This window comes from Pontibacter sp. 13R65 (assembly GCF_047525655.1).
GTDB lineage: Bacteria > Bacteroidota > Bacteroidia > Cytophagales > Hymenobacteraceae > Pontibacter.
In genome coordinates this window covers 51,355-69,421 of sequence record NZ_JBLIQL010000021.1, presented here as the reverse complement: position 1 = coordinate 69,421, position 18,067 = coordinate 51,355, and the positions used below count along the sequence as shown (strand labels likewise).

Annotated in this window: 15 protein-coding genes; 12 read left to right on the top strand and 3 right to left on the bottom strand. The window is 42.9% G+C overall.

What is annotated here, in order from left to right; all coding sequences use genetic code 11:
- Positions 1 to 3 precede the first annotated feature (3 nt).
- The 6 genes from ACMA1I_RS19045 (at position 4) to gldN (ending at position 6,815) form a co-directional block, all read left to right on the top strand.
- The gene (locus tag ACMA1I_RS19045; protein WP_337070036.1) at positions 4 to 810 is read left to right on the top strand and encodes a uroporphyrinogen-III synthase; all 807 of its coding nucleotides are present in this window, start codon (positions 4 to 6) and stop codon (positions 808 to 810) included.
- A gap of 157 nt (positions 811 to 967) precedes the next feature.
- Entirely contained in the window at positions 968 to 1,927 is a 960-nt protein-coding gene (locus ACMA1I_RS19040; RefSeq protein ID WP_337070035.1) for a type IX secretion system membrane protein PorP/SprF, read from the top strand.
- Positions 1,928 to 2,395: 468 nt separating this feature from the next.
- Positions 2,396 to 3,415 carry an SUMF1/EgtB/PvdO family nonheme iron enzyme gene (locus ACMA1I_RS19035; RefSeq protein ID WP_337070034.1) on the top strand — a complete coding sequence of 340 codons (1,020 nt, stop codon included), beginning with the start codon at positions 2,396 to 2,398 and terminating at the stop codon, positions 3,413 to 3,415.
- Between the two features lie 101 nt (positions 3,416 to 3,516).
- On the top strand, positions 3,517 to 4,320 hold the full coding sequence (gene gldL, locus ACMA1I_RS19030; protein WP_337070033.1) for a gliding motility protein GldL: 804 nt from the start codon (positions 3,517 to 3,519) through the stop codon (positions 4,318 to 4,320).
- A 49-nt stretch (positions 4,321 to 4,369) separates the two neighbouring features.
- Complete coding sequence (gene gldM, locus ACMA1I_RS19025; RefSeq protein ID WP_337070032.1) at positions 4,370 to 5,953, top strand: gliding motility protein GldM; 1,584 nt, start codon at positions 4,370 to 4,372, stop codon at positions 5,951 to 5,953.
- 19 nt (positions 5,954 to 5,972) lie between these two features.
- Positions 5,973 to 6,815: a gliding motility protein GldN gene (gene gldN, locus ACMA1I_RS19020; RefSeq protein WP_337070031.1), complete on the top strand. Its 843-nt coding sequence runs from the start codon at positions 5,973 to 5,975 to the stop codon at positions 6,813 to 6,815.
- A 375-nt stretch (positions 6,816 to 7,190) separates the two neighbouring features.
- Here gldN and uvrC read toward each other — a convergent pair whose 3' ends face one another.
- Genes uvrC through ACMA1I_RS19005 form a run of 3 tightly spaced genes read right to left on the bottom strand, consistent with a single transcriptional unit; the run spans position 7,191 to position 14,179 of the window.
- Positions 7,191 to 9,002, bottom strand: a complete 1,812-nt coding sequence (gene uvrC / locus ACMA1I_RS19015; protein ID WP_337070030.1) for an excinuclease ABC subunit UvrC — start codon at positions 9,000 to 9,002, stop codon at positions 7,191 to 7,193.
- Between the two features lie 15 nt (positions 9,003 to 9,017).
- Positions 9,018 to 11,333: a penicillin-binding protein 1A gene (locus tag ACMA1I_RS19010; protein WP_337070028.1), complete on the bottom strand. Its 2,316-nt coding sequence runs from the start codon at positions 11,331 to 11,333 to the stop codon at positions 9,018 to 9,020.
- 5 nt (positions 11,334 to 11,338) lie between these two features.
- Entirely contained in the window at positions 11,339 to 14,179 is a 2,841-nt protein-coding gene (locus ACMA1I_RS19005) for a tetratricopeptide repeat protein (RefSeq protein ID WP_337070027.1), read from the bottom strand.
- A 591-nt stretch (positions 14,180 to 14,770) separates the two neighbouring features.
- On the opposite strand from ACMA1I_RS19005, the gene ACMA1I_RS19000 reads away from it, so the two are divergent.
- The 6 genes from ACMA1I_RS19000 (at position 14,771) to atpH (ending at position 18,066) form a co-directional block, all read left to right on the top strand.
- Entirely contained in the window at positions 14,771 to 15,052 is a 282-nt protein-coding gene (locus ACMA1I_RS19000; protein ID WP_337070025.1) for an AtpZ/AtpI family protein, read from the top strand.
- Between the two features lie 4 nt (positions 15,053 to 15,056).
- Positions 15,057 to 15,434 carry a hypothetical protein gene (locus ACMA1I_RS18995; protein WP_337070024.1) on the top strand — a complete coding sequence of 126 codons (378 nt, stop codon included), beginning with the start codon at positions 15,057 to 15,059 and terminating at the stop codon, positions 15,432 to 15,434.
- Between the two features lie 49 nt (positions 15,435 to 15,483).
- The gene (gene atpB, locus ACMA1I_RS18990) at positions 15,484 to 16,521 is read left to right on the top strand and encodes a F0F1 ATP synthase subunit A (RefSeq protein ID WP_337070023.1); all 1,038 of its coding nucleotides are present in this window, start codon (positions 15,484 to 15,486) and stop codon (positions 16,519 to 16,521) included.
- A gap of 39 nt (positions 16,522 to 16,560) precedes the next feature.
- Entirely contained in the window at positions 16,561 to 16,821 is a 261-nt protein-coding gene (gene atpE, locus ACMA1I_RS18985; RefSeq protein WP_114782027.1) for an ATP synthase F0 subunit C, read from the top strand.
- A gap of 140 nt (positions 16,822 to 16,961) precedes the next feature.
- Positions 16,962 to 17,456 (top strand): F0F1 ATP synthase subunit B, encoded by a 495-nt coding sequence (locus tag ACMA1I_RS18980; RefSeq protein WP_337070022.1) that lies wholly within the window; start codon positions 16,962 to 16,964, stop codon positions 17,454 to 17,456.
- 52 nt (positions 17,457 to 17,508) lie between these two features.
- Positions 17,509 to 18,066 (top strand): ATP synthase F1 subunit delta, encoded by a 558-nt coding sequence (gene atpH, locus ACMA1I_RS18975; RefSeq protein ID WP_337070021.1) that lies wholly within the window; start codon positions 17,509 to 17,511, stop codon positions 18,064 to 18,066.
- The last annotated feature ends 1 nt before the right edge of the window (position 18,067 follow it).

Below are 18,067 nucleotides of genomic sequence, written 5' to 3'. Positions count from 1 at the left end.
TATATGGCTGACAGCAATGAAAAGGCGGGTATAAACCCAGAAAGGCATAGCATTCCAATTAAAAGTATTCTTGTTACACAACCACAGCCCACAACTGACAATTCTCCATACTTGTCTATTGCGGAAAAATATGGTATAAAGGTAGATTTCAGAGCTTTTATAGAAGTGGAGCCCGTGCCTTATAAAGACTTCCGCAAAGATAAGGTCGATATTCTCGCGCATACAGCCATAATTTTTACTAGTCGCAACGCAGTAGATCATTTCTTTAGAATTTGCCAGGAAAGTAAAATTGAGATGCCTGCCGATATGAAATACTTTTGCATATCGGACCAGACAGCTTATTACCTGCAGAAGTACATTGTATTGCGCAAGCGTAAATTATTTGTAGGCGAAAAAACAGCCAAAGACCTTTTTGAAGTTATTAAAAAGCACAAGAACGAGAAGTTCCTGTTTCCTTGTTCTAACATCCGGAAAGAAGACATCCCAGAGTTCTTAGAGGCAAATAAAATAAAGCACACAGAGGCTGTTATCTATAAAACAGTGGCGGCAGATCTTTCTGACCTTGATGATGTAACGTATGATTGCATCGCCTTTTTCAGTCCATCTGGCATAACCTCGCTTTTTGCTAATTTCCCTAATTTTAAGCAAAATAATACACGCATTGCAGCGTTTGGACCTACAACAGCCAAGGCTGTCCGCGATGCGAATTTAGAGTTGGATATTGAAGCGCCTATGCCAAATGCCCCTTCTATGACCGGAGCCATAGAGGTTTATATTCAAAACCAGAAGCAAGGCACAAAAAATGCGTAGACAATTGTAACTTTTAGTTTATTTCTCCATACTACTAAAACGCAAATGCGTGTGGCAACTCAGCTGCTGCACGCTTTTGCGTTTTCACATTAATGGTTATATTTGAACAACAGCTTGCGGTTATGTCTCAAACTTTCTACGCATCTTAAAATAAACTATGAGAAAGCTTCTACCCTTTATTCTGTTGATGCTCTTCTGTCAGACATACGCCTGGGCCCAGCAACAACCACAATTTGGTCATTATGGTTTTAATGGCATGTTTATTAGTCCTGCATATGCAGGAATTACCAACAGGCCAGAGGTTATGTCGCTTTACAGATATCAATGGCTAGGGTACGATGCAAGTTTTGATGATGGAGGCTCGCCACAAACACTTTTACTTACAGCCCATACTCCAGTGGCTTTGCTCAAAGGCGGAATAGGACTGCAGCTTGTGCGCGACCGGGTAGCCAACACAAGCGTAACCAATGCAGCGTTATCTTATTCTTACCATATTAACCTTGGCGAAGGAAAGCTTGGAATTGGAGTACAGGGAAATATAAACAACGTTAAAAAAGGCAACTACAGAGCCATTGATCCAGGCGATCCCAATATTCCATACAACAGCTCCGATACCAAGTATGATATAGGTGCAGGCCTATGGTACGAATCTGAAACTTTTTATGCGGGTGGTGGTGTTACGAACCTGCTGCGGGCACAATATGAGTTTGCGGACTCCACAAATACGAGTACAGGTAAAGTGCTTGGAGAAAACCATATTTATTTGACCGCAGGCTTTCATATGCCGCTTACCAACATGCTTACCTTAACGCCTACTGCTTTGCTAAAGCACGATACAGAGACCTTTTCATATGATGTAGGTGCCCGGTTAACATTTGATGATAAGTACTGGGGTGGCCTTAACTTCAGGCATCAAGAAGCACTGGGAGCTTTGGTAGGAATTTCTATGCTACAGAATAACTCTTTGAGAATTGGGTATGCTTTTGATTTTATAACTATAAACCGAACAGCCAAAGCACCTACCTCGCATGAAATAATGCTTTCTTATCGCTTGCCAGAACCAGCTCCTCGAGTTAAACCCCCTATCCGTACGCCTCGATATAATTTTACCAGATAACTTCCTTATATTCAGTGTGTTTTTTATAAAAGACGAAGAATTAAAGATAAGTTAAGCCGAACTTCCGTATGAGGTACTAAAAAATACCTAGAAACAGGTATTTAATAACTTAACCAATTAAAAGAAATTTGTAAACTGAGTAAAATTTTAAACCTGCTAGATTTTAAGATATTTCATAACATGGGCTGTTTGTGGAATTATTTTTGTTATAAGTTTGGCAGGTAAATAGCTGGAGTTTTTAGACTTTATATAGTATTGATTTGGACTTTGTGGTTGTTGCTCCCTCTTGAAAAAATGCAGGAAAAAATTACTTGTAATTAATACTAATTTTTTTTAACTGTCGTTGAAAAATAATACTTTCAGTAAAGTCTGTAATTGTTTTTTATTATTTTCAAATAATATATATTTGCTACATCAGAAAAAGTGTGCAGGAACTAATACTCAAAAATTTACCTTTTTAAAATTATCATGAACAAACTAATGAAGCTGTCTTCCTTTGCTTTGGCGGTGATATTGCTGGCGAGCTGCGGAATGAGAAGAGGACCCCAAGGTGACCTTGTCGGAGCAGAGGACCGCCCGGAGTATAACCCACAGGAGGTGCCTTATGGTATGGTGCCTTGCCCTGGAGGTACATTCCACATGGGTCAGGCAGATCAGGATATTGCAGCCTCTATGGCTAACCTGAACAAGCAAGTAACAATTGGCGGTTTTTATATGGATGAGACTGAAATCACCAATAATGAATACCGTCAGTTTATGAATGTAATGATGGAGGATTCACTTGATGTATTAGGCGAGGAGTTCGTGATGACACAGCTCTACCCAGATACAACTGTATGGGTGCGTGATTTTACGTATCACATGGGTGACCCCCTGATGGAGTATTATTTCTCACACCCTGCCTTTGATGATTACCCGGTAGTTGGTGTTGATTGGTTTGCTGCCAAATATTTCAGCGAATGGCGCACCAAGCATAAAAACCAGGCAAACACAGAACAAGGTCTTGCTCCCGTACCTGCTTTCCGTTTACCATCAGAGGCTGAGTGGGAGTATGCAGCCCGAGGTGGCCGCGACATGGCAGTTTACCCATGGGGTGGGCCTTACCTGCGCAATGCAAAAGGCTGTTTACTTGCAAACTTCAAACCTGGCCGTGGCGATTACTACAGCGATGGCTTTACCTACACTGCACCAGTTGCCCAGTTCTTCCCGAATGACTTTGGCCTTTATGATATGGCTGGCAACGTTTCTGAATGGTGTGAAGATGCTTACTATGACGCTACTGTTCCTGTAGTATGGGACTTGAACCCCGTGTATAGAGACGACAACGAGCCCCGCAAAGTAGTGAGAGGCGGTTCTTGGAAAGATATTGCTTATTTCTTGGAGACTGGTACCCGCAACTTTGAGTTCCAGGATTCTTCCAGATCATATATTGGTTTCAGAAATACTATGATCTATATCGGAAGATCATCCGGACGTGAATTACGATAAAATTGAACTAAATTAAAGGCTAAACAATTAACCTATAGCTTACTAAGAGCTATTTTAAACAAACAATAACCCTAATCATTCACAAAAAATTATCTATTAACATGAGTAAAGCTAAAGGTCGCAGTTTTTTATACGACGTATTGATGCCCAAAATATATGGTCTTGGTGCGGCTGTCGTTATCGTTGGTGCTTTGTTTAAGATCCAGCACTGGGCAGGAGCGGATTTGATGCTGATTGTGGGTTTGAGCACAGAAGCAGTAATTTTCGCATTGAGTGCATTCCAACCACAAGGTCATGAGCCAGATTGGGCAAGAGTATATCCGCAGTTAGCTGATGATTATGTAGGTGAGGGATTAGTGCCTGCTACAGCTGCTGTTGCAGGAGGTCCTTCTGCAACTAGAAAGTTAGACGATATGTTCCGCGATGCCGATATTACTCCGGAAACGATCAATAGATTAGGTGCTGGCTTCAACAAGCTGACTACCGTTACAGGCCAAATGGCTGACTTGTCGCAGGCAACTGCTGCAACACAGGATTATACTGTAAAAGTAAAAGCTGCGGCAGATTCACTTACTAAAATCAACGATGCCTACACGGCAACTGCCAATGCAATCTCGCAAATGGCTGGTTCTACAAAAGATGCCCAGGAGTACCACAAGCAGGTACAAAGCATGACCAGAAACCTGGGAGCACTTAACGCTGTGTACGAAATGGAGCTGCAGGATGCAAACAACCACCTGAAGGCCATGAACAAGTTCTATGGTAACCTGAGCATAGCAATGGAAAACCTGACAGATGCCAGCAAAGACACAGAGCAATTCAAACAAGAAGTATCCCGATTAACTCAGAACTTACATTCACTTAACACAGTGTACGGTAACATGCTGACAGCCATGAAGGGCTAACTTCTCTGATCATTTAAAATTTAACTTTTAAAAAGTAACAGTATAAAAAATGGCTGGAGGAAAAGAGACGCCACGGCAGAAGATGATCGGTATGATGTACTTGGTACTGACCGCACTTCTCGCCCTTAACGTGAGCTCGGCTATCCTGTTAAAGTTTGAATTCCTGGATAATAGTTTAAAGGAACTGAACGATAAAACAATTGGGGATAATGCCGGCGTAATATCTAATATAACAAAAGCTGTTGCCGACGGAGGTAACAGAGCAAATGACCAGCAGGTACTTCAGAATGCAAAAGAAATACGCCAGAAGACCTCTGATTTGATTACTTATATTCGTGGTTTAAGAGCTGAACTAATTGATAAGACTGGTGGTGAGAACGAAGAAGGGCACTATGTAAACCCAGAATCCAATGAAGTGGTAAATATTACTATGATTGGAGGAAAGAAGAATGGTGCTGCCTATGAGCTTAAAAACCGTTTAGATGACTACGCTAAGTTTATGCGTCAGTACAATCCGAACATGCCTCAGTTAGCTTTGAGCGGTTCTGAAGACCCAGTGGCAAGCAGAGACAGAGCGCAACGGAACAAAGACTTTGCTCAGTTGAACTTTGAAGAAACTCCGATGGTAGCTGCCTTAGCCGTTTTATCGCAGAAAGAGTCGGAAGTGCTGAAGTATGAAGCGGATGCTTTATCTGCACTGGCTCAAAAAGTGGGTGCTGACATTGTGAAGTTCGAGAAAATTTTTGCCATGGCACGTGCTGAATCTAAAACAGTGGCCGCTGGTACAAAATACAAAGCCGAAATGTTTATTGCCGCTTCTTCCGATGCCATTACACCACGTATGACATTCCAGGGTAAACCTATTAATGTAGTGGATGGTAAGGGTATTGTGGAATTTACCGCAGCTGCCTCTAACTACGATGCTGACGGTAACTCAAAGCAAACCTGGAAAGGACAAGTTATTATAGACAAAGGAGGAGAGCAGGAGATTTTACCTGTAGAAGAAAGTTATGTGGTTGCAAAACCAGTAATTCAGATTCAGTCAGCTTCTGTTCAGGCTCTTTATTACCAGTGTGCCAACGAACTGAACGTACAGGTACCAGCTTTAGGAGCTATCTATGATCCAAGCTTTAGTGCCACAGGTGGTTCTGCTATTAAAGGTGCTCAAAAAGGTATTGTAACGATTGTACCAACAGCAGCTGAAGTTACACTTAATGTTAGCAGCGGTGGCAATGCTATCGGGTCAGAAAAGTTCAAAGTTCGTCCTATACCAAAGCCAGAGCTGGTTACGTTAGTAAATGGTAACCCAATTGATGTTAGAAGAGGAGTAGCCTCAAGTGCCCTGCGCCAGGTAGAAATACGAGCGGTAGCAGATGAAGGCTTCAGACAGTTACTTCCTAAAGATTCTAACTTCAGGGTATTTAAGTGGAAAGCGTATTTAGTAAGAGGTAACCAGCCAATAGACCAGACAGAAGTGAACGGTCCTACAGCTAACCTCACTAACTTTGCCTCTAAAGCACAAAAAGGCGATAGAGTGGTAGTAGAAGTATTAGACGTGAAACGTTTGAACTATCAGAACAGCCCGCAACCAGCAAAGGTTAGTGAAACCCTCTTTACAATACCATTAAACTAAAGCCTAAACAAGATAGGTTATGAGAATGATTAAAGTATTTAGCCTGATGGTTGGGGCCTTACTTTCCGTGGAAGCTATGGCACAGCAAGTGCCTTCTTCTGTAGACAGTAGTCCTTCAGTAAGGCCCATACCAGACCATGATGTTTTATTCAAGAAAACGGTGTGGCGTAAGATTGACTTACGTGAGAAGCAGAACAAACCAATGTTCTCAGAGAACAGGCAAATCACTAAGATTATTATTGATGCTGTAAAAAGCGGAGAGTTAATAGCCTACCGATCTGACACACTGGCCACTCCTATTACGCAGGCTGAGTTCGTACAACGTATGACTCCAAGCGGATCACAGGAAGCTACTCCGGAAGATGAGATCTTTAAAACCCAACCTGATGATGATCCGTGGGGTGCCGTGGTTTCTGAAAATACAGGACCTGTAGCGCCAGTAAGTATGGAATACTTTCCAAAGGATCTGTACCTGTTAGAGCTGAAGGAAGATTTAATCTTTGATAAAAAGCGTTCCAGAATGTATCATGACATTCAAGCGATCAGCATTAAAGTGCCATCAACACTTAGTGCCAAAGGATTTGAGGAGCATGTAGCAAGCTTTAAAATGAGTGATCTGGCTCGTGTATTCAAAAATAATCCCGAATCAGCTATCTGGTACAACCCACGCAACGAGGCGCAGCATAAAAACTTAGCTGAAGCTTTTGAGTTATGGTTGTTCAGCTCTTATATCACAAAAATATCTAACCCGGGCAACCAAGGCTTAGGCGATATTTATGGCCCGGGGCAAAAGAGTTTGTTGGCAGCACAAGAAGCCGCAGAAGCACTTATTGAATATGAGTACAGCCTCTGGAGCTACTAATCATAATGGAAATAACAAAAAAAGGAGACTCGTAAGAGTCTCCTTTTTTTGTGCCTGTTAATAAACATACTATGACCGCGCACTAAATATGCTATAAAGCAAAAGCTGCTTTTAGCCTCCGAAAGGCCATTTTCATTAGAATAATTTAATCTTAAAGGATTTGTCGCCTTTATTGAATGAAAGAAGTAAAGGTGGCTTGAAGCTTAAAGCTTTCTCAATGGATCCTTCCAATGAAAATGGCCTTCCGGAGGCATTTTCATTAGCAACAGGCTTAGGCATGCTAATGGTGAAATTTTTTTGAGATAGTGTTGTAAAAGCAGCTTGAATTAAAATAAGCGCTGATTAAGTGCTCTCTTTGGCAGATGGCGGAACATATTATGGGTTAGCAGGGTGCAGATGTGTGTATAAAATCCCGGCTTTTCGTTCTCCAATTTCTTTTGCCAGCTCTTCTTGCGAAAGCTGCTTAAGTTTCTTCACCGATTTGAATTTAGTTAACAAAGCTTCTGCCGTAGCGGGGCCTATACCTTTTACAGTGGTAAGCTCTGTTTGAAGCGTACCAGCATCGCGCTTGCTTCTATGGAAGGTAATTGCAAATCGGTGAGCTTCATTTCGCAGTCGCTGAATGAGCATCAGCGACTCAGACTTTTTGTCGATGTACAAAGGTAGGCTATCACCAGGATAAAAAATTTCTTCCAGTCGTTTCGCAATACCTATAATAGCAATCTGGCCATACAGGTTAAGATCTTTTAGAGCTTTAACTGCCATACCAAGTTGGCCTTTGCCGCCATCAATAATGATGAGTTGTGGCAATGGCTGGTTTTCTTCTAAAAGTCTTTTATACCGCCGGGTTACTACTTCATACATGGAGGCAAAGTCATCGGGGCCAACTACTGTTTTAATATTATAATGCCGATAGTCTTTTTTAGACGGCTTCCCATTTTTAAAGCAGACCATAGAGGCCACCGGATTATCGCCCTGGAAGTTAGAATTATCGAAGCACTCGATGTGCCGTGGCAATTCGGTAAGGCGTAGATCCTTTTTCATGGTCTCCAGCACTCGAACTTCGCGCTGCGCTCCTAAGTCCTTATTCTTTTCCTGTCGGCCCTCCCGCTCCTTGCGCAGGTACATCGCATTCTTCAGCGAAAGGTTGAGCAGTTTGCGTTTATCACCAATCTGAGGATAAGTAATAGAAATGTTATCGAGTGGCAGCCTGATTTCGAGGTTTGTAATTACTTCCCGCGATGTACTTTCATACTCATGCCGTAGTTGCACTATGACAGTGGCTAAGATTTCCTCATCAGGCTCATCCAGTTTCTTTTCCAGTTCCAGCGATTGCGTTAAGATAATAGAGCCGTTCATTACCTTCAGGTAATTGATAAAGGCACATTTGTCATTGGAGGTAATGGTAAAAACATCAATGTTAGTGAGCGAGTTGCTAACTACTGTAGACTTAGTTTGAAAATCTTCCAACATGTCTAGCTTCTGCTTATACTGGTGCGCCAGTTCAAACTGAAACTCCTCTGCAGCAGCCGCCATTTTTTCTTTAAAGTAGTTTTTGGCCACTGATAAATTACCAGATAAGATGCTTTTGATCTGGGCAATATTATGGTTGTAAGTGGTTTCATCTACCAGGTTCTCGCAAGGACCTTTACAATTCCCTATATGATATTCTAAGCAGACCTTAAACTTTCCTGCTGCCACATTCTCAGGCGACAGGTTATAAGTGCAGGTGCGAAGGGGGTAAAGGGTGCGTATCAAATCCAGCACAATATGCATGGTAGTTACACTTGGGTAAGGACCAAAATAACGCGAGCCATCATTGATTTTATTTCGGGTATACATTACCCTTGGGAAGCGTTCGTTTACAATGCAGATGTAAGGGTATGTTTTACCGTCTTTGAGCAGAATATTGTACTTAGGCTGGTACTGCTTGATAAGATTGTTCTCCAGCAAGAAAGCATCTGCTTCAGTATCTACAATAGTAAACTCAATATCTTGTATCTTAGAAACAAGCTTCAGCGTTTTTTTATTATGCTGTGCGGAGCGGTTGAAATAGGAAGTAACTCGTTTCCTGATATCAATCGCCTTGCCAACATAAATAATACCTGACTCATCAAAAAACTTGTAAATTCCGGGTTTATGAGGCAGATGTGCTATTTTTTCCTTCAGCTTCTCGTTTGCAGCCATTCTCGCTATTAAAAATTAGATTACATCTCCAAGGTCCACATCAGCCGGAAACTTTAGAAACTCATCCTGTCGGGTGGAGTCTAACTGGTAGCCACTGTTGTACTTCGAGCAATCTAATTCTACCGATAAAGGCGTAGAAGGTTTAGCAAATGGTTCTTTAGATACATCAAGGCTTTTATCAGCATATACTTTTTGCATAAAGTTACCATAAACAGGCATTGCCAGCTTAGCGCCCTGCCCTTCCCTGATCGTACGGAAGTGGATAGAGCGATCGTCGCCACCTACCCAAACACCACCTACCAGGTTAGGAGTAATTCCCATAAACCAAGCATCGGATTGGTTTTGAGTTGTACCGGTTTTTGCGCCAATTTCGTTTTTAAGCCCATGCCGCGATCGGAGACCCCAGGCAGTTCCTTTGCCATTTTCGGTAGCCGCCTGCAACATGTGTACCATCAGGTAAGCTGTTTCCTCACTCAGAGCTTCTACTTTGGTAGGTACCGGCTCGTAAAGCACATTGCCATGCTTATCTTCAATGCGGGTAATGTAATTAGGTTGCGTCCACGTCCCGGCATTAGCAAAGGTACCATAAGCGCCAACCATATCGTAGAGCGTTACATCACTTACACCAAGGGCAAGAGAAGGTGTTGGATCCAACGGCGTGGAAATGCCCATGCGCTTGGCTGTGGCCGCTAATGTCTCGGCACCTAATTTATTTACAAGAAAAGCAGAGATAGAGTTGACAGATTCTGCCAAAGCATTACGAAGCGTGTATTTATTACCAGAGTATTTATTATCAGCATTGTTAGGGCACCAGGTGTTACCATCTGGCAAAGGAACACATACTTTGGTATCTATGGCCTCATAACATGGGTAATAGCCGTTTTCAATAGCAGCCGTGTACAAGAAGGGCTTAAAGGTGGATCCTGGCTGGCGAGCTCCCTGTTTCACGTGGTCGTATTTAAAGTGCTTATAGTTGATACCGCCTACCCAAGCTTTAATGTGGCCAGTTTGAGGCTCCATGGCCATAAAGCCAACCTGCAGGAAGTGCTTATAGTATTTTAATGAATCTATAGGGCTCATTTCTACATCCTTCTCACCGTCCCATGTAAAAATAGTCATGGGTATCTTTTTGTTGAGATAGTAGTTAATAGAGTCCATGTTGCCATCGAAGCGGGCATTCAGCCTTCTGTACCGGTCAGTACGTTTGATGGCGTTTTCTACATATCCTTTGATTTCCTGATTATCGCGGTCGACCCATGGGTTTCGACCTTTCCAGTGTTCAAAGAAAGCTTTTTGCCGGTCCTTCATGTGCTCTATTACTGCCTGCTCGGCATAGCGTTGCATCCGCGAATCTATAGTTGTATAAATTTTCAGTCCATCGGCGTATAGATCGTAGCCGCTTTCTCGGCACCATTTTAAGAGGAACTTGCTGGCCTCGGTGCGGAAATAAGGAGCAAGTCCTTGGTTTTGGTTCTCTACACGGTAATCCAGAGCAATGTTCTCTTCTTTTATGTTGTCATATTCTTCAACAGGTAAATAGCCATATTTCACCATTTGCATCAGCACCACATTGCGGCGGCGCTTCGAGTTCTCCGGGTTCATTTTGGGGCTATAATACGTCGGTGCCTTTAACAGGCCAACAAGTACTGCTGACTCCTGTACCTGCAGATCCTGCGGCTTTTTATTAAAGAATGTTTTAGCAGCTACTTTTATACCAAAGGCATTACTGCCAAAGTCTACTGTGTTTAGGTACATCAGCAGAATCTCTTTTTTAGTATAAGAGCGCTCTAACTTAATGGCCATTATCCACTCTTTGGTTTTTAGTATAAGCATACGGAGGCCGGGTACATCATTTAGCAGGCCATTATTCAATTCTTCGCTGCGCGTACTAAAGAGGTTCTTCGCCACCTGCTGCGTAAGCGTACTGCCCCCACCCTTCGACTGACCAGTTAAAACAGAAGCTACCACACGGGCAGTTGCTTCTGCATCTATACCAGAGTGTGATTCAAACCGAGCATCTTCAGTTGCAATTAAGGCGTGAATCAGACTTTCCGGCAGCTCCTCATAGTCTACTGGCGACCGGTTTTCACGAAAGTATTTTCCCAGCAGTTCATTGTCAGCAGAGTAAAGCTCAGAGGAGAGTTCACTTTTAGGGTTTTCCAGCGAGCGCAGATTTGGCAGCTCTCCGAATAAGTTCAGAAAATTAATGCTGACAGCATAGATGTAGAGCACAAACATCACGATGCCTCCGAAAAAGAGAACCCAAAGGGTAGTTGCTACTTTTGGAGATACGCTCTTGTTTGATTCAACCTTTTTTTGACGGGTAGCCATGTATTCTATTTATTATTTTCCAGAAAAGTCAGATATGTGTCCAAATCCTTCTTTTCTATGAGTTTCTGATAATTTGCTGAAGAAATTACAAAGGTAGTAAAATTCACACCTCTGATTCTTCCTACAGGAGCCTGTGGAGCCTTTTGTTTTACATTAAAAGATTGTGCCATACTGTAGTCGTCGAAAGAGCTGAGCGTGAGCATCGATTGGCCTTCTGTAAATTCCGCTAAAGTAGTTTGCAGCTGCTGTTTCTTATAATAAGTGCTGTTATACTTTTCGTACCTGATGTCTATATCCTTAAAAGCGGGTGCGTCAGAAGGATAAATTATCACAAAGTAGTAAGCAGTATCCTGTGCCATTACATACTCCAACGGATCCACGTCTGGCTCTGGTGTAACTACTAGCGGTGTAGCGGTTGCAACAGGCGGCTGGTTGTGAATAATGGTGTCGGTAGGTGGCGTTTGTACTGGCTGCTGTGCTGTTTCCGGCTGTGCTTCTGTAGCGGGTTGCGCTATAACGATCTGTTCTGGAGCAGCAGGAGATTCCAATATTTCAGTTTCAGTTGCTATTGGTCTTGCTGGTGCCGGAGTAGGTGCTGCCGAAGCAGTGGCCAGGGCCATTTCTGCCGCTATTCGTTCTTCAGGCGAAAGGTTATGAGTTACTTGTTCTTGGTTATTCGCAATTGGTGTAGCAGGAGCCTCCTGTCGCAACTGGTTTTTTTGTGCCAGGTCGTTATATACAACCAAAAGCTGATCCGCTTTCGCTTTAAGTGGACTGTACGGGAAATCAGCTGTAAAACGCTGTAGCTGCTCCAGGAGCACCACCGGCTTATCAGTACGTGCTGTTATGAGTACAGTCAGATAAGCTACTTTATCCGGAATGTCATTTAGAGGGTATTGTTGCTTCAGTGTTGCCAGTAAAGAAGATGCTTCCTGATAATCCTGCTTTTCGTAATGCATAAAGGCCGAATCATAAAGTCGATGTACCAGAATGTTATCTGCCGCATTTTTAGACATAAAGTCAGGGTCATCTATAAGCCTTGCAAAGGTAGTGTTAGGGAATTCCTGTTTTATTTTATTGTAATAAGCAGTTTTTCGTTCGTCCTCAGCTCTGGAGTACAGCAGGTAAAGGCTATAATAAGATTCTGCGGCATGCACTGTTTTAGGGAAGCGCTGCAGGAGCTGCTCAAAAGTTTCGGAAGCTCTGGCTGGGTCTTGTAATTTCTGGGCGTAAATATTGGCAAGGTTGAACATCGCCTCTTCCACCTGCTCTTCAGATTCCTGCATAGCAGCAGCAGTAACAGGTATATTCTGTAGGTATGACTGTACCTGGGCAGCAATGCGGTCTTCGGCACTTTCTGTAGGAGCTTCGGGGACAGCTGTCTGTTGTTGGGCTATTTGCTCCTGCTCCGATGCTTCTCCCCTTAATCGGACTCGCCAATTATCTTGTAAAGGCCTGTCGCCCCATCGCCTGTTAAATTCTGAACGGGCTGTGGTCATGGCAGCCGGATTATCAAAATACCATACACCGCCTGCGTCTGGTGTAGTGGCAATGCCTGTGCTGTTGTTCTGATTCTGATTTATAGAAGATCCTTGTCGTTGTTCAGCCTGTTTTGCTTGCTCCTGCAAGCGGGCAATTTCCTGCTGCCTCCTTTCTTCCTCTGCTTCCACCATTTGTGTTACAAAAGCTATTCTATCGGTCTCTGGCAAGCGGCCGATGCGCTGCAGGCTGTCCTGGGTGTGAATAGTGTTGTAGTTGAAGGTGAATTCTGTTAAAATGTTTCTGCGCTGCACCACCGCCTCATAATTAGCAGCCTGAGCCGGAAGTACCTGAACAGCACTGTCGTAATAGGCCTGTGCTGGATTGTATTTGCTCAGGTCGAAATAGATCGAGCCGGCCAATAGGTAGGAATAAGCTTTCTGGTTTGGTAGGCTGCCCGGAGTTTTTAACGAAGTATTTAAATGCTCCAGTGCCTTCTCAGGGTTGTTCTGGCGCAGTTCAAATAAAGCCATTTCATAAAAGATCTTATCGCGGTACTCGGTGTTTTTGCTATCCTTCAGCATTCTTTTATAATAGCCTGCAATCCGTTCTATGTCGTGTGTATTGCCAACTTCTGCTACCTGACCCATGTAGAGCCTGCTAAAAAAACCAAGGTCGTAAGGCGGGTTACGGCGCAGAATCTTGCTGTATTGCTGGTATGCCTCTTTGTCCTGATCCTTTGCCTGCAGTAGTCGGGCCAGCGAGAAACGGGCGCGGGCCAGGCCATCTTTTTCTTTAAAGTTGCGCAGCGACAAACTTAAGTTCTCTATAACGGCGGCTGTATCTCCTGCAAGGCGATTATAGTGGGCACGGGCAAGGTAAAGTTCTCTTGCGTTTTCTCTGTTAAGCCGCTCTTTCCGCAAAAAATCAGAGACAGCTTTTGCATTTTCCATCTCCTCCATCATCATAAAAGAGCGCATCAGCCAAATATGTGCTTCATGGCGGGTGGCATCGTCTTTACTGATAGAGTTTACATATTTAAAGGTACGCGAGGCATCGGCAAAGTTAAGTTGGTAATAGCGCACTTTGCCTATTAATACATAGCAGTCATCAATCCACTTGCTGTTCTTGTGGTATTGAATGGGAAAGGAGGCTTTTTTTACCACATCTTCCAGATCAGCAGCAAATGCTTTAGCAGTGGTAGAGTCTATAGCAGGGTAGACAGGGAGGGCAAGGTTATAATCATACACCATCTGCTCCTGCAGGCTTTCTTCTATCAGGCGTAGCTTCTCCTTAGCCAGAAAATAGCCATTATAACGGGCAGAAGTATTGTGATAGGCCTTGCTGAGCGGATTGTTGCGTTCCACAGAGCAGGCCGCAAGTGCAAGTCCAGCTAAAAGGAAGAGAGTATATAAGGATAGCTTGTTCAAAATATAAAGGAAGGAGAATATCAGTTAGCTATAGAGATCAATTGGTTCGTGAATAACGATGCATGTTACCTTTAAAGTATAGCTGTTGCTGCAGCTATCCGCTGTCCTGATGCCTCGCAGGTCAGGTTTAAACAGTACTCACAAAAATACAACAATATGCTGAATAATATTGGTTTCTGTTCAACTGCGCCTTCGTTAAAAGTATTTATCCGGCTAAGCTAATGAACCAATGAAAAACCTAATTGGTTTCAAGCAAAACTGCTCTAAAACAGCCACACGAGATGAGTTGGAAAAGAGGAAGCTAATTGTTCCTGCCTGTAAAAAAACAACATAGTGGAGAGAGCGTGCAGCACTATGTTCATATCAAATCATTGTCTGGGTAAAGGTTGAATCAGATAGCTGGTTTTTATTAGAGAAAATCCTGTTCAAGAGTAAATAAAGTTAGTTAGTTTTGTTTTAAGCAGTATACTTTAGTAAAAACGTAGAAATCAGGCTAAAAAAACACACAAATTAACTAAACATAACGTTTTGATCTTAAAAAGAAGTAAGTTTGCAAACTTGAATATTGGTATGGACGAAGCGCCTGAAAATAAGGAAGAGAAACCATCGCGACAGGATAATGTAAAACCGTACGTGAAGTATTCTGGAATGGCTTTTCAGATGATCGGGACTCTCTTGTTGGCGGCTTTTGCAGGCATTAAGTTAGACGAATATTTTGCCACAGAAAATCCATGGTTTACTATTGTGTTCCTACTCGTTGGGGTAATAGGTTCTATGGTGCTTACCATTATTTCTATCAGTAAAAAATAACAGCATGCGTTTTTACAAAAACCTGGCTATTCTTACAGTAGTGCTTGTACCTTTGCTGGCCTATTTACAAGTGGCCACGGGCAATGGACTAGTACATTCCTACATCTGGTATATGTTAGCTTTCTTTGTGTTTGTAACGGGGTTCGCCTATTATATAACAAACCTCGGGGTAGAGCAGGATGCCGACAACTTTCAGGTGTATTACTTTAGCGCTATGGGATTTAGGTTGCTATTATGTATAGCTGTAATATTTGCTTATGTCTATATAATAGGGGAGCAGCAACTACAATTCGTTTTAAATTTCTTTATATTATATTTCCTGTTTACCGGGTTTGAAATTTACAGTTTGTTAGCTAACTTGCGGCCGCATTTGAAAAAGTGATGCCAAAAGCTGGCTCGCTTCACTACATTTTGCTTCTAAAATATTCTTAATGAAGAGGTTATTCGTTCTATTGTTTTCCTTCTTAACTATTTCAGCTTCTGCTGAGGCACCAGTGGAAGGCGGGGAGTTTAAGCCCGGTGATATGATCACACATCACATTGCCGATGATTACAATTGGCATTTTGCTGATGGTGCCACCCTTTACCTGCCTGTGATCCTGCTGGATAATGGCAATCTTCAGGTATTCTCCTCTCATAATTTCTACAACGACAACCACGAACTGGTACCTTATAATGGGTATAAAGTGGAGCATGGGCACATTTACAGGGTAGATGCCGCCGGTCAGCCACTTGCCGACCAATCTGGCTTGTTAGACTTCTCTATCACCAAAAACGTTGCCTCGCTATTTCTTAGTGTAGCACTGCTATTTATAATTTTCTTTACTATAGCAGGACGTTACAAAAGCAACCCTGGTAAAGCGCCAAAAGGTATTCAGTCGTTCTTTGAGCCAATCATTGTTTTTATTCGCGATGAAATTGCCAAAGCCAATATTGGGCCAAAGTATGAGCGCTACATGCCGTACTTGCTTACTGTGTTCTTCTTTATCTGGTTTAATAACCTGCTAGGCTTAATGCCAGGAGGGGCTAACTTAACAGGAAACATAGCTGTAACGTTGGTTTTAGCAACACTTACCCTGCTTATTACTGTGTTTAGTGGTAACAAAAGCTACTGGCAACATATTTTTGCTACTCCAGGTGTTCCGGTTTGGCTTGCCCCGATCATGATTCCTGTGGAACTTATCGGTATAATTACAAAGCCGTTCTCCCTAATGGTTCGTCTTTTTGCCAACATCACGGCTGGTCACATCATCATCCTGTCTTTGTTTAGCTTGATTTTCATTTTCCAGAGCATCGCCGTTGGGCCGCTTAGTGTAGCGTTTGCAACCTTTATGAACTTCCTGGAGTTATTTGTGGCGCTGCTGCAGGCTTATATCTTTACGCTGCTTTCGGCTATGTACTTTGGCGGTGCCGTTGAGGAGCATGACCATACGGGCGATCTAGGTCACGGAGACGGAGCTCATCATTAATCTGAATTTTTATTTTTTAACTATATATTAACTACAATTATGTTATTAGCAATTCTGCTTCAAGCTCTATCTGAGGGTGCTGGTTTCGCGATTATGGGTGCTGGTATCGGCGCTGGTCTAGTAGCTCTAGGCGCAGGTTTGGGTATTGGTAGAATCGGTGGCTCTGCCATGGAATCTATCGCACGTCAGCCTGAGGCTGGTGGTAAAATCCAGACTGCCATGATTATCGCTGCTGCCCTTATCGAAGGTGTTGCACTTTTCGGTGTGGTAGTTTGCTTGCTAATCTCTTTCAAAGGCTAATTCAGCTTTTGTTGATCTCACGTCCGGACGCATGGTCCGGACGATGAGATTAAACTTGTAGTAGAGAGTATAGTTAAAGGCACCGGCAACTTAATGCCGACAGCCATTTTAAAAGAAACAATCTTTCAAATAAATAAACAATGGAATTAGTAACCCCTGGTATAGGTCTAATTTTCTGGCAGACAATAACATTTCTTATTGTACTGTTCCTGCTTTCTAAATTTGCCTGGAAGCCAATCATGGGCGCTCTTCGTGACCGTGAGGCGTCTATAGAAAGTGCCTTAAGCGCAGCTGAAAAAGCAAAGCTCGAAATTCAGGGCTTAAAGGCTGAGAATGAGAAGCTGTTGGCAGAAGCTCGTTTAGAGCGTGATAAGATTCTGAAAGAAGCCTCTGAAGCTGGTAACAGTATTGTGGAGTCAGCTAAGCTGAAAGCAAACGAAGAAGGTGCCCGCATGATTGCACAGGCGCGTGAGGCGATAGACAATGAGAAGCGTGCCGCCTTTACAGAGTTAAAGAACATGGCAGCTACTATTTCTTTAGAGATTGCTGAGCAAATCCTGAGAAAAGAGTTAAGCGACCCGAAAGCACAGCAGGTACTGGCGCAGCAGTATATTCAGGAAGTAACGCTTAACTAAATTTTTATAAAAGAATGGCGGATGATAACCGCTGTTGCTGATAAGATACAATATGTCAGATATTAGAGTTGCTTCCAGATACGCTAAGTCGCTAATAGAACTAGCTTCTGAAAAAGATGTGCTGGAACAGGTGCACGCTGATCTGCAACTGTTTACTCAGGTGGTGTCTCAGAACAGAGACTTTAAACTGCTCCTTCAAAATCCGATAGTAAAATCAGATAAGAAGCTGGCTATTATCAATTCTGTTTTCGGAAAACAAGTAAGCCCCATGACAATGGCCTTTTTTGGCATCATAACCAACAAAAGGAGAGAACCTGTTCTGGAAACTGTGGCGATCGAGTTTGAGAACCAATACAACGAGCTGAAAGGAATACAGAGAGCTGTTGTAACCAGTGCAATGCCACTTACAACTGCACTGCGCGAGCAGCTTATTATGCAGCTAACAGTGCAGACCGGAAAATCCATTCAACTTGTAGAAAAAGTTGATCCTTCGCTTATAGGTGGCTTTGTGCTACGTGTGGGCGACAAACAATACGACAGCTCGGTGAGACATAGCCTCACCAAGCTGAAAAATAATTTTAAAGACAACCCCTATATCAACAAATTATAAT

Excerpts from the sequence above, each read along its gene's own strand:
- ACMA1I_RS19045 (WP_337070036.1), top strand. The coding sequence starts at position 4 with ATGGCTGACAGCAATGAAAAGGCGGGTATAAACCCAGAAAGGCATAGC.
- ACMA1I_RS19040 (WP_337070035.1), top strand. The coding sequence starts at position 968 with ATGAGAAAGCTTCTACCCTTTATTCTGTTGATGCTCTTCTGTCAGACA.
- ACMA1I_RS19035 (WP_337070034.1), top strand. The coding sequence starts at position 2,396 with ATGAACAAACTAATGAAGCTGTCTTCCTTTGCTTTGGCGGTGATATTG.
- gldL (WP_337070033.1), top strand. The coding sequence starts at position 3,517 with ATGAGTAAAGCTAAAGGTCGCAGTTTTTTATACGACGTATTGATGCCC.
- gldM (WP_337070032.1), top strand. The coding sequence starts at position 4,370 with ATGGCTGGAGGAAAAGAGACGCCACGGCAGAAGATGATCGGTATGATG.
- gldN (WP_337070031.1), top strand. The coding sequence starts at position 5,973 with ATGAGAATGATTAAAGTATTTAGCCTGATGGTTGGGGCCTTACTTTCC.
- uvrC (WP_337070030.1), bottom strand. The coding sequence starts at position 9,002 with ATGGCTGCAAACGAGAAGCTGAAGGAAAAAATAGCACATCTGCCTCAT.
- ACMA1I_RS19010 (WP_337070028.1), bottom strand. The coding sequence starts at position 11,333 with ATGGCTACCCGTCAAAAAAAGGTTGAATCAAACAAGAGCGTATCTCCA.
- ACMA1I_RS18995 (WP_337070024.1), top strand. The coding sequence starts at position 15,057 with ATGCGTTTTTACAAAAACCTGGCTATTCTTACAGTAGTGCTTGTACCT.
- atpB (WP_337070023.1), top strand. The coding sequence starts at position 15,484 with ATGAAGAGGTTATTCGTTCTATTGTTTTCCTTCTTAACTATTTCAGCT.
- atpE (WP_114782027.1), top strand. The coding sequence starts at position 16,561 with ATGTTATTAGCAATTCTGCTTCAAGCTCTATCTGAGGGTGCTGGTTTC.
- ACMA1I_RS18980 (WP_337070022.1), top strand. The coding sequence starts at position 16,962 with ATGGAATTAGTAACCCCTGGTATAGGTCTAATTTTCTGGCAGACAATA.
- atpH (WP_337070021.1), top strand. The coding sequence starts at position 17,509 with ATGTCAGATATTAGAGTTGCTTCCAGATACGCTAAGTCGCTAATAGAA.